The organism is Acinetobacter sp. Ac8, from assembly GCF_055392545.1.
On record NZ_AP043689.1, the window covers coordinates 2,586,221 to 2,598,594 of the forward strand.

General features: G+C 35.0%; 12 protein-coding genes. 3 read left to right on the forward strand and 9 right to left on the reverse strand.

What is annotated here, in order from left to right; translation table 11 throughout:
- The first annotated feature begins 40 nt into the window (after positions 1–40).
- Entirely contained in the window at positions 41–3,796 is a 3,756-nt protein-coding gene (putA, locus tag ACZ5QH_RS12250) for a trifunctional transcriptional regulator/proline dehydrogenase/L-glutamate gamma-semialdehyde dehydrogenase (protein WP_303576873.1), read from the forward strand.
- Between the two features lie 127 nt (positions 3,797–3,923).
- Here putA and ACZ5QH_RS12255 read toward each other — a convergent pair whose 3' ends face one another.
- From ACZ5QH_RS12255 to ACZ5QH_RS12275, 5 genes are all read right to left on the reverse strand, one after another.
- On the reverse strand, positions 3,924–4,490 hold the full coding sequence (locus tag ACZ5QH_RS12255) for a TetR/AcrR family transcriptional regulator (RefSeq protein ID WP_303576872.1): 567 nt from the start codon (positions 4,488–4,490) through the stop codon (positions 3,924–3,926).
- A gap of 29 nt (positions 4,491–4,519) precedes the next feature.
- Positions 4,520–4,864, reverse strand: coding sequence for a DMT family transporter (locus ACZ5QH_RS12260; protein ID WP_004821920.1), 345 nt, complete (start codon positions 4,862–4,864; stop codon positions 4,520–4,522).
- Positions 4,865–5,755: 891 nt separating this feature from the next.
- Positions 5,756–5,980, reverse strand: a complete 225-nt coding sequence (locus ACZ5QH_RS12265) for a hypothetical protein (protein ID WP_004719860.1) — start codon at positions 5,978–5,980, stop codon at positions 5,756–5,758.
- 77 nt (positions 5,981–6,057) lie between these two features.
- Positions 6,058–7,053 carry an alpha/beta hydrolase gene (locus tag ACZ5QH_RS12270; RefSeq protein WP_303576871.1) on the reverse strand — a complete coding sequence of 332 codons (996 nt, stop codon included), beginning with the start codon at positions 7,051–7,053 and terminating at the stop codon, positions 6,058–6,060.
- 132 nt (positions 7,054–7,185) lie between these two features.
- A complete protein-coding gene (locus tag ACZ5QH_RS12275) occupies positions 7,186–7,401 on the reverse strand; it encodes a hypothetical protein (RefSeq protein ID WP_004821927.1) in 216 nt (71 codons plus the stop codon).
- Between the two features lie 339 nt (positions 7,402–7,740).
- Between ACZ5QH_RS12275 and ACZ5QH_RS12280 the strand changes: the two genes are divergently transcribed.
- Entirely contained in the window at positions 7,741–8,022 is a 282-nt protein-coding gene (locus tag ACZ5QH_RS12280; protein WP_303576870.1) for a hypothetical protein, read from the forward strand.
- A gap of 541 nt (positions 8,023–8,563) precedes the next feature.
- On the opposite strand, the gene ACZ5QH_RS12285 is transcribed toward ACZ5QH_RS12280, so the two are convergent.
- The 4 genes from ACZ5QH_RS12285 to ACZ5QH_RS12300 all read right to left on the reverse strand — a co-directional run bounded on the left by ACZ5QH_RS12285 (position 8,564) and on the right by ACZ5QH_RS12300 (position 11,633).
- Positions 8,564–9,790: an acetamidase/formamidase family protein gene (locus tag ACZ5QH_RS12285; protein ID WP_303576869.1), complete on the reverse strand. Its 1,227-nt coding sequence runs from the start codon at positions 9,788–9,790 to the stop codon at positions 8,564–8,566.
- Between the two features lie 416 nt (positions 9,791–10,206).
- A complete protein-coding gene (locus tag ACZ5QH_RS12290; protein ID WP_303576868.1) occupies positions 10,207–10,587 on the reverse strand; it encodes an MliC family protein in 381 nt (126 codons plus the stop codon).
- Positions 10,588–11,021: 434 nt separating this feature from the next.
- The gene (locus ACZ5QH_RS12295) at positions 11,022–11,399 is read right to left on the reverse strand and encodes a hypothetical protein (protein WP_303576867.1); all 378 of its coding nucleotides are present in this window, start codon (positions 11,397–11,399) and stop codon (positions 11,022–11,024) included.
- Between the two features lie 108 nt (positions 11,400–11,507).
- The gene (locus tag ACZ5QH_RS12300) at positions 11,508–11,633 is read right to left on the reverse strand and encodes a hypothetical protein (RefSeq protein WP_004821939.1); all 126 of its coding nucleotides are present in this window, start codon (positions 11,631–11,633) and stop codon (positions 11,508–11,510) included.
- Positions 11,634–11,843: 210 nt separating this feature from the next.
- On the opposite strand from ACZ5QH_RS12300, the gene ACZ5QH_RS12305 reads away from it, so the two are divergent.
- On the forward strand, positions 11,844–12,314 hold the full coding sequence (locus tag ACZ5QH_RS12305) for a DoxX family protein (protein ID WP_303576866.1): 471 nt from the start codon (positions 11,844–11,846) through the stop codon (positions 12,312–12,314).
- The last annotated feature ends 60 nt before the right edge of the window (positions 12,315–12,374 follow it).

A 12,374-nucleotide genomic window follows, 5' to 3' on the forward strand; every position in this document is an offset into this window, starting at 1 on the left:
CTGCTCAACAAAAATATTTGCTAGTCACAGGACGTTGACAATGAATATGGATTCACCTCAAGTTTTAAATGCAAACCTACTTCCAAGTTTGGATTACATTACCGAATTTAAAGACAAAACTGATTTTGAAGAAGAAATCAATCATGCGTGGCGTCGTACTGAATCGGAATGTGTTGAAAACTTACTTGAGCACAGTCAAATTTCTGAAGAAATGAATCAGAAAATTTATGACATTGCATTTAACTTAGCGCATAGCTTACGTGACCGTAAAAGTTCGTCAGGCAAAGCAGGTATCGTACAAGGTCTGCTGCAAGAGTTTTCATTGTCTTCACAAGAAGGCATCGCATTGATGTGCTTGGCTGAAGCCTTGTTACGTATCCCTGATAGTGCGACCCGAGACTTATTGATTCGCGATAAAATTAATCAAGGTAACTGGAAAGATCATTTAGGCCAAAGTAATCTCATGTTTGTCAATGCTGCTGCATGGGGACTCATGCTGACTGGCAAGTTGATGGAAACACCTAAACAAACCAGCCTTTCGGGGATCCTCACTTCGCTCTTAGCACGTACGGGTAAAGGCATCATCCGTAAAGCAGTTGATGCAGCAATGCGTATGATGGGTGAACAGTTTGTTACTGGTGAAACCATTGAAGAGGCTTTGGACAATGCCAAAACTCTTGAAGACAAAGGTTTCCGTTATTCTTATGACATGCTTGGTGAAGCAGCACTGACTGAACACGATGCAGATCGCTATTTCGAAGACTATACACAAGCGATTCATGCCATAGGTAAAGCGTCTGAAGGTAAAGATGTTTATACCGGCCCTGGAATTTCAATTAAACTTTCGGCTTTACATCCACGTTATCAACGTTCTCAAACCGAACGTGTGCATCATGAACTTTATCCTCGTATTTTAAATTTAGCACTTTTAGCTAAGACCTATGATATTGGTCTTAATATTGATGCAGAAGAAGCGGATCGTTTAGAGCTGTCTTTAGAATTACTTGAGCGTTTATGCTTTGAGCCACAACTGGCAAACTGGAAAGGTATAGGCTTTGTCATTCAAGCCTATCAAAAGCGTTGTTTCTATGTGGTGGATTATATTATTGATCTGGCAAAACGTAGTCAAAAACGTTTAATGATTCGCCTGGTCAAAGGTGCTTACTGGGACAGTGAAATCAAAAAAGCACAAATTGACGGTATGTCTGACTATCCAGTCTTTACCCGTAAAGTGCATACAGATTTGTCGTATATTGCATGTGCAAAAAAACTATTGGCTGCGCCTGATCAGGTGTATCCGCAATTTGCAACACATAATGCGCAAACGCTTGCCACAATTTATGAATTGGCAGATCCACAAAAATATTATCTTGGTCAATATGAATTCCAATGCTTACATGGCATGGGTGAACCACTTTATGAACAAGTAGTAGGCAAGGTTTCGGATCAGAAATTAGGGATTCCATGTCGTATTTATGCGCCTGTCGGTAATCACGAAACCTTATTGGCTTATTTGGTTCGACGTTTATTGGAAAATGGTGCAAATACTTCATTTGTTAACCGTATTGCAGATAAAAATATTAAAATTGAAGAGTTGATTGAAAATCCTGTTCAAGAAATTTTACATACTGCAGAAAAAGAACATACAGTCGGGCTAAAACACCCTGCGATTCCGCTTCCTCATGATTTATATCAAGGCATACGCCAAAACTCTCAAGGTTTAGACTTAGCCGATGACAGTAAATTAAAAGATTTAAATCAAACTGTTCAGCACTATTTAAAACACCAGTGGAACAGTTATAGCCTTGTCGATCAGCTTGATTTACAAGACTTAGCTGAAATAAATTCGCAAGAAATCCGCAACCCAGCTGATCACACTGATTTGGTTGGTTATGTGATCGAAGCAGAAACAGCGCAAGTTGATTTGGCCTTAAACAACGCTCATCAAGCTTTTGAAAATTGGAAAAACGCATCTCAAGATTTTCGTGCAGAATTATTACTTAAAGCTGCTGCGATTATGGAATCACGTATTCAGGAACTGATGGTTTTACTGTGTCGTGAAAGTGGTAAAACCTACAGCAATGGTATTGCCGAAGTACGTGAAGCCGTTGATTTCCTCAGATATTATGCAGCTCAAATGCAAAGTATCGAAAAAAATAGCGCACTTAGCCCCTTAGGTACAATTTTATGTATCAGCCCTTGGAACTTCCCACTTGCAATTTTTACTGGACAAATTTCGGCAGCACTTGTTGCAGGAAATACCGTAATTGCTAAACCTGCGGAACAAACCCCATTAATTGCAGCACAAGCAATTCAAATCTTATGGGAAGCAGGAGTTCCAAAATCAGTTGTACAATTACTCCCTGGTCGTGGTGAAACAGTCGGTGCAAAACTTAGCCAAGACGAGCGTATTCAAGGCATTATGTTCACAGGTTCCACTGAAGTTGCGAAGATTTTACAAAAAACCGTAGCACAACGTCTGAGTCCAACAGGTCAACCGATTCCGCTGATTGCTGAAACAGGTGGTCAAAATGCGATGATCGTCGATTCTTCTGCGCTGACAGAACAAGTGGTAATTGATGCAGTAAACTCAGCATTTGATAGCGCTGGTCAACGTTGCTCTGCCCTCCGAGTATTGTGCATTCAAGAAGACAATGCCGCAACCTTAATTAAGATGCTTAAAGGTGCCATGCAGCAGCTCAATATTGGGCAACCTATTTTGCTGAAAACAGATATAGGTCCAGTGATTGATGGTGAAGCGCAACAAAATATTGAAAAGCATATCGAAATGATGCGGAGCAAGGGCTATGCAATACATCAACTTGCTTATGAAACACCAACATCTGATCTAAATGCAGGCACATTTATTGTCCCGACAGTGATTGAACTTCCAAATCTGAATGATTTAAAACGTGAAGTTTTTGGACCTGTATTGCATGTTATTACCTATAAATATGGTGAATTAAAGCAATTGTTAGAACATATCAATGCAAAAGGATATGGTCTAACCATGGGTTTACATACGCGTATCGATGAAACTATTCAAACCACCATTGAACATGCGGAAGTGGGCAACTTATATATTAACCGTAATATTGTAGGTGCTGTTGTCGGCGTACAACCTTTTGGTGGTGAAGGTTTATCAGGAACAGGGCCTAAAGCTGGTGGTCCAATTTATTTATATAAATTAATGCAGCATACAGCCCTACCCAATCGCCCTTTTGGTACTGTAAAAAATATCTCTGAACAGCTCAATTTAAAGCCATCTGAAATTCAAACAGAATTTCACACTTGGGTAAAACAGCACTATTCGCAATGGGCTATGCATCAGTATCAATCACCGATTGCTTTATATGAACTTCCGGGTCCAACAGGTGAATTGAATCAATACCATGTTGTATCACGTCATCGGATATTGGCAATCGCAGCGCAAGAACAGGCTTTACTGAATCAGTTTAATGCAATTTTGTCTCTCAATGCACAAGTCTGTATTTTAAGTGACGATGCGATTGCTTTAAAAATGATTCAAAGTATGCCAAAAGCGTTGCAACAAAAATTTTCGATGATCAATGATGTGACTGTTGGAGAGTTTGAGGCAGTTTTACATCAAGGTGCTGGTCTAAAAGAATTACAGACAGTGATTGCGCAACGTGAAGGTGCAATTGTTGGCATAACTCATTTAGCGGATGCCAATACAATTATCCCGCTTGCACCATTACTTATTGAGCGTGCGATCAGTATCAATACTGCGGCTGCAGGCGGAAATGCAAGTTTAATGACTTTAGGCAGTGAATAAATCATAAAGCAATGATTTAACCAAGTTTAAAGAAAGTTTTCCATTCCAAGCCAATATCATTTGGCTTGGTTTTTTTATTTTGGTCTGTAGCTATTGGTTTTGCTTACAAAGCAGAGCAAATGAATCACTATTCAGGATAAGTTCTTAACAACAATTCCTGTTTAATTTCCTCATAATCATCTTGCATTTTTGGGGAGAGGCTTTCAACAAACCATGCCCCATCCGCTGCATAACGTAATATTTTTAATGTGGCAGAATCATCCGTTTCAGCATGTTGAGATAATCGCCGTGTCAGCCATTGATCCCATTTCTCACTATAAGATTTATCTGTCATCAATGTCATGCTTAAAGCACTCCATACTGTGTTGACTCCAAATGAAGCGCTTAAGGTGACATCAATATATGCGCGAGTAAAACAGCCATAAGTAACTGGATCTTTTTCAATTGCTAGGCTGACTTGCTGGTCCAGTTGTTGGATCAACTCTTCCAACATGGCCTCAATCAAAACTTGTTTATTGGCAAAATGATGAAATACACCACCTTTAGTTACACCTGAAAGCGTTGCAATACTTTGAATCGACACGCCATTTACACCGTGTTCAGCAACTAAACTCATCGTGTTGGCTAAAATTAATTTTTTAACACCTTCAGGATCTTTTTTACGTTGATAAGCATTTTCTACAATTTTATCCATACTCAAATCTTACCTGCTTCATGCTTTTATCAATGTCCTGCTGATGTTGAAAATAAATTAATCACCAATACACCTGAAATAATTAATCCAATGCCTGCAATTGCAGCAAAGTCTAAGCTTTGTTTGAAAATGAAGTAACCTACCAAAGCAGTGAGGATAATACCGACACCAGCCCAAATTGCATAAGCAATACCCAATGGAATTGTTTTAATCACTTGAGACAATAAATAGAAAGAAATCACATAAAAAAATACCACCAGTAAACTCGGGACTAACTTTGTGAAGCCTTGCGATTTCACTAAGAATGTTGAACCTGTTACTTCAGCGATGATAGCGACCGCCAACAAACTATAGGCAAAAAGAATAGAATTCATAAATTCATCAAAAGATACCATTTGGTTGGTATGTTATATAAATTCAATATACAATACAATCTTTAACTATTTGTAATCTCAGCCACTAAATTTGATGAATAATAAGCAATTGCACTTTGATAAAAAATATTTTATAAAAAAAGGCGAGTTATCAATATGATACTCACCTTTTTTTCTTCAATTTTCTACTTAATCAGGTTGGGTGAATAAAGTAGAAAAATGAAATTATAAACAACAAGGCAATTATCGCCAAAATTAAATACGTGTTTACCGTGTTGAAACTCTTTATAAAGTTCAAAATTTCCATTATTTTTCGTCACAAAATAAACCAGCATTTATTTTAATATATCTTGTCACAATTTGTAAGATCATTAAGTCTGCTTAAATTAAAAAACACTTAAAAATTGAGTCTAAACGTCTACTTTTACAGCATGATTAGATATTCAAATGAGTCATTCCAAATGATAAATATTATCATCCAATTGTTTTTATTCAATTATTCTGTCTATTTTGATACCTGTATCACAATAATCAGAACAGCACCCTACTGATTAAAAATCCCCCACACTCATTAGATTATCTTAATAAATTATGTTTTTAATGTTTTAAACACATGATAAAAAAATCAAAAAAATGAAATATTTAGATACACTCTTCAAATAAAATGAAGGATTTAGATAGAAGTGTTACAAGTTGTGTTTAACAATAAGCGCGCATACCAATGCTTTATGTATATTAAATTTTAAGTGTATAAGGCAAAAAGTGATCAATATAGGATCAACTAAGTGTTTAAAAGATATATTACTTTTTCTCATGCAAAATGATAAAAAAATTTACACTCATTCCTTGAGTTGTAAATTTTAAAAATTGTTATTCTATTTATTAAAAAGCTTATTTCACCTCAAAATGGTGTTTTTCTGTGACCAATTTAATTTTTATATCTTTGTAGTAACGAACCATTGTGTTATTGGGATCTTTCTTGAGGGCATCTGCAAATTTATCTTCATTCATTAATTTGGCATAGGTTTTATAGCCAATTTCTAAAGTTGATGCTTTCTTACTTGATTCTTGAAATTCATCTATACGCTTGTTGATTTGCTTTACACTGATTTCCATCTTTCATTTCTCGCTACAATTTTATTTTTTATAACATGCTTTTATGACAATTCAGTTTAAATCATTATTTTTTGAGTTTATTTTGAATCAACATTTTTCTTCAAAAACAAAATAGTTTGATCAAATGTTTGCTGACTTGCCTTTTTGCCCAAGAAAAATTGATATTCATGGACCAACCATTCTTTTGATTCAGGGTAGAAAACAGCTTGAACAGGGATTTGCTTTTCTTGCAACGCTTTTACAAAAGGAATGGACTGCGTATCTGTGAGAAAATCTTTATTCCCTCCACTGATAAATACAGGCGGATAATCCTTGGTAAGATGTTGTATAGGTGATAAACGTTTTAAATATTCAGGATTGTCTTTTTGATTACCTGTATAAGCTTGAACAAGGTTATTTACCCCCCATTCAATCAATTTGATTTCATCTGGTGCTGTATTGATAAAGGCATTCATATCATAAATTCCGCAATGCAGAATTAAACCCTTAAGTTGTGAAGCTTGAATCGAGGCTGTAAATCCAGATTCTTTGGCAAAATTTGGGTTAGTGAGAAGCGCAGCATAATGACTGGCTAAATTGGCCCCAGCCGAATCCCCTGCTAAAAATAATTGATCAGCATCTATATGGTATTGTTTTGCATTTTGCTGGATAAATCGCAATGCATTATTGATTTGATACAACTGTGTTGGATAAATTGCTTGCGGTGCAAATTGGTATTGCACAGAAACAACATTATAACCTTGTGCTGCAAGCAGTTTAAAATATCCTCTTGCATTATCTTTAGCACCTGAAATCCAACCACCACCATGAATCCAGATCACTGTTGGGCGTTTTTCAAATTGCTGAATATCTATTGGCTGATAGAGATCTAAACTGAGTTTTGGTTGTTCTTGGTAAGTTATATTATGGGTAACAATGACATTCTCTGGCGCATGTTTATCCATCAGATAGCGTTGAAAATGTGTTGAAGTATCAAATGCCTTGGCAATGATTTTGTTATTTTTTTGCACATTTTGGCAGGCAGACAGTGTGAATAGTGAAAGTGTACAAATAAGAATTTTTAGTTTATGCATTTTGACCTCAAAAATGTTCAATCATTGTGATTTTCACATTATCGATACATTCAATTGTGAGCCTAATATAGCTTAAAAAATGAATTCCTTTTCTTTTAATTTCAATGCAAAAATAACTAAAAAAATTTTAATTTATATTTGCGCGATTTGTTGATGTAGAGTTTGCAAAAATAAATCTGCTTCAGCTTTCGTCTGGCACTTTTTATGATATAGGCCATTGGCATTTTGATTGTGCGGTGTATATTCTATACTTATAGAAAAATTTTGCGTAATCATATTTTTAGAAACATGTATCGCGATAATATGCAGTGAATTTAGGTAAAAACCATCTTCTATTTTAACCAGCATTTTAAGCCTCAAACTTTATAACACAGAGAGAGTAAGACAAAAAAGCCCATCTTTTGATGAGCTTATTGTTTAAATATTTTAAACTTAATCATACTTCAATTTAGCCAGTATTTAAAATTTTTGATTATTTATTGTGTAACAAAAGGAATATCCACTAAGAATTTTCTTGAACAATACAATAATAAAGAACTAACACATCATCAAAATTCAGCTTTAGATTGTCTAACATTTTTTTAATTGATCAAATTGCTTTGGTGTTAGATTGAATAAATCGTGATACTTATCACATTTCATAATAAAAGTTATTTTATCGAAATCTCTTTTATGGAGGTTGTTAATATGAATTATTTGATTATTCTAAACTCATCACATGCACATCATTTTGATGAAGTCCATAAGCTTATCTGTGACTACGATGCTTCGATTCGGGTGAACCCTTCCACTTGGCTGATCAATACCAACTATGAAGCCAACATCATTCGCCAGCATTTAGCGAGTATTATTAGCATTCATGACTCTTTGTTAGTCTTTAAGATTGATGGTGAACATTCATTTACCAATGATTTGGATTTAAATGACTGGATGGAGGATATAAACAGTAAAAGTATGATTCGTGTCTAAAGCTCATTCCGCTAAATTGCTATAACTAAGGCTTAAATAAACATGATTTTTCATGTTTGAAGCGCTTTAGCATTGATGTCACATATCGAAAGCCACGATAACAAACGACTAAATATCGTTTGAAAATATAAATGAATAAATTGCAGGAAAACAATCAACACGAATAAATACGAAAAGATTATAGCTTTATATCATTTCAAAGATAATGATAAATCCTTGAAAGCTGAATACACGACCTCACTTCCAAGGATATTTAATTAGGGTCTGTTGACAATTCGTCTACGTTTGCGACTACGTGTGTTTTTTAGGCGATACTAGGCGCGAAATAAGAAATTTAGTCATTCTAAATAAGTAGTTCGTAACGACGTAGCGGCAAAAAACACGCTAGTCCCGAAGGGTTGTGGTTAAAATTATCTCAGCCTTCGTTATGAAACTCGAAAATAGTCTCGCTATTCTCTTCGTTTCATGCCTTGCCTGCTCAATTTTAACCTACAACGCAAGCCATTTATGAAATGTCAACAGACCCTAAGCAGCTTTAGTTTTACTTAGCGTCTTCAACAAACTCTTTAAAGTCAGCTTTACGTATTTTGGCATGGATCCCCTTGGTCTTATCGACCACTTGCGATACTTCAAAATCGGTAGCAGCGCTTAGATAAGCATAAGCAATCGCTTCATCAATACCATATTCTTGATTTAAAAAACGAATCGCTTCACGTGTAGATTTTTTCATTGCTTCGTCTAAATCTTCATCTAATCCTGGTGTAATCCAAAATTCAGCATTCTCTGCTAATGGCTGTACGATTTCTTTACCCGGGATCTTATCTTTGCCTGTTTTCAATAAAGTTAATTTGAATGTTGCTCTTGCTGAAGCTTCTAATGCAGTTAATGCAACTTCGCCATCACCTTGGGCAAAATGACTATCACCTGTATAGAACAATGCACCCGGCACTTGTACTGGGTAATATGCAGTTGATCCAGTACCTAACTCATTTATATCAATATTACCGCCATACATCGCTGGTGGTACTGAATGAACTGGCTGTGATGTATTCGGTGCGACCCCCATAATGCCCATAAACGGACTTAGTGGGAAACGAATCGACTTACCTGATTGTGTTTTTAGTACCCCCTCATATTCACCCTTGGCATTTTTTTCTATTGGGGTAAACACTGAAACGTTTCCATAGCGCTCAGGATGTTCAGCCGAAGCATTTTCTTGTTGAGGTCTTTTAGGAAATTCGCCCACTAAAGCACCTTTACCATGACGATTTGAAATGACGCCATAGGGCACACGAGGCTCTACTTTAATGACTTCTACTTTTAAAATATCACCAGCTTGTGCACCTTGAATCTCAATTGGGCCAGTCACAATATGAGGTCCATCTTTATGAAAATCATGTTTTAGAGAAGATTTTGTAATATTTTTTGCTTCATCTAAAATGTATTCGTCTTTCACTCCTTTTGATTTAAAGAATTTTTCCGCATCCCGCCCTTGATCTTCAAGTAAGCCTTCATGTGAAACTGTATCAAAAGTCACCACACTCCCCGACGGAACAGAAATCACAGGCTTGGCATCTTTATTCGGTAAGTAACCCCAAGTAATCGTGTTTAAAGTCGAAGGTACATAATAATTGCCTTTGTATTCACCTTCTTTTAATTGAACCGGCTTATTGGATAATTGCTTAAGAACATTAAAACTTTCAGCATGAACGACTGAAGTACTGATAGCACTGAAAATAAACAGTGAAAGAACCGTGTGCTTAAACATAAAAATACCTTTAATAATTGAAAAATAAAAATATTGCAAAGGTGTTTTCAGCAAATTTCATGCCACGGTAAAATTACTTTAATCTGTTCATTTCAATAGTTATTGCGCCAATTGTTTACAATTAGTCGGTCTATTCAAGTGCATAAATAATGAAATGCCCGTAAATATCTTATTTTTGAGTGGGTTTTAAAGTGTTTAATTTTAATGTGTACAGTTTTCTCTCAACCTATTCGGCTTCTTTCATAAGTCCTTTTTAGAATGATATGCCAACATAAATACCCCCTCATCCTCGCTTTCGCTCAAAGGGAGCAAGAACTTTCAATACCAATAATGATTCACTCAATACGATCATTTTTTGATTGATGAACTACGAATAAAAAACCCCACCAAATGGTGGGGCTATTTACGTCACAATTCTATTTAACTTCTTTCACTGTAAAAGATTTATCTTTAGCAAGTTCAATGGTTCCTTCATCGCCTTTAGAATGAATTGAAACACCATTGTCACCTTCTAAACGCATACCGCTTCCAGCAGGTACTTCTTTCAATGAATAGTTATTTCCATCGCTATCCGTTAATGTCGCTGTAACAAAATTATCACTGGTCTTAAGTATAAATTGTTTCTTATCAGCGGTTTCATATTTTACCGTTTTTTCAGCTGACTCATTTGTATCAACAGCAACGGCACTACTACTTACCTCATTATCAGGAGATGTCGCTTTATCTTTGTCTTTTGCACTACACCCAGCAACAAAAACAACAGCTAAAAAAGATGAAATTAATAATAATTTTTTCATGTTTAATCTCGAATTAATATGGAAGTTAAGTTCTAACATAGCGCTTTAGAGCAATCCAACCACTTATTGCGAATAACTACTTGTTGCCTACACAAATTATAACAATCTCTTAGAACCTTATACATTTTAAGCTTGAATTTTGTTTTAATTTAAATATTTAGTTTTATTCTTTGATCAATGAATAGGATGTATTAAGCCTAGATAAGTACAGTCATTGCAGATTAGGACGATACGGTTGTATATCATTAAAGAAAATTACTCGGCTATCTTAGCTTATGCCTACAGAATGATTTCTTATAGAGAAAGCCCAAAAATCACTTGAATTAGATATAAAAATCCAAATAAAACTTGCTTTAAAATTAATAATTCCCCCACTTTTCTATAGCGTAAAACCCCCATTAAGAGGCTAATTTATTCATTATTTTATTAAAATATTAATTCAGCAATAATTTCGGAGCACTTCGTTTCATATAAAGGTAAACCCCTAATTGTAATACAGCAAAATATCCCAAATTTCTCAAAATAACTTCAGTAATGCTTGAACTACCAAAAGCTAAATCGGTTACAAAAAGAAAAGCCACTAAAATTAAATGTAAATAAAAGGGTTGTTTGATTTTACTGCCTATTGCAGTAACAGCATTAAGATAACCAACGATCATCAATCCAAGAATCATGATCATTACCACAAGAACAGTTAGCGCTTGCTCATATAAATTACTGCTGTATAGAAAGATAACTTTTACTATTCCAGCCAACGCACATAACCCAATAAATAAGGCTAATAAATTTTTTATAAAGTATTTTAGATTCATAATTGCTCTATAGCTTTCTCAAGTCTAAAAATTATACAGCATTGTTTAAAAAAAAATCTAGGAATCTTATGCTATATCAATGAGCCCACTGTATCAGTGGGCGTTGGATTAACTGTCCTTATCGACTGAATGTGGCGTTGTTGTTTGATCTTGCTTTTGTGTATCTGTATCTCTTTTTTGACACGCTGTTAAGCCGATCAACATAGCTAAACTTAAAATTGAAAATATTTTCATACTTCGCTCAGTTTTGCTTAAAAATACACCATATCAAAGTATGGACTTCTTGATGTGTATTTTGTGAAACTTACGTAACATTTCCCACAGCCTTAGCAAAGTTTTAAATCAGTATAGATGACAAATTATATACACTCACCAACAATGCTTACATTTAAAAAATCTACTCAGATTATTAAGATATTTTTTAATTTTCAGAATCATAGACACATGTTTGGTTTTCTCTTTAAAAATCCATTTAATTCGCCAAAATTTAGTCACTTCGCCTTAATATTAGCCAGAATTTCGATCGGTTTATTTTTCCTAACAACGGGTTATAACAAATTATTTGTAGAGAAAAATCAACAAATCATGTTGGAAACGATTGTTTCGGCAGGTATACCTTTTCCAGAAGTGACGGCTATCATTGTTTCTTTATTTGAATTTGTACTCGGGCTATTGCTAACCATAGGGTTATTTACTCAGTTAACCAGCCTTATATTGATCTTTATTTGCTTTGTAGCACTTGTAACAGTTGGCATTTATACAATCCCGCCGGGTCTTAATTTGATCACTTGGATAAGCTGGTTTTTCTATACCCATGATTTGCTTTATATTTTCATTTTACTTTTTATTTTTACAAACAAGCCAGATTCTTTCACGCTAGATAAACTTTTTTCAAAAAATACTTTTAGAAAATAACCACTTTTTGGGGAAGTGGGTTATTAAAATAATATATCAGTTGATTATGATGTATGAGAA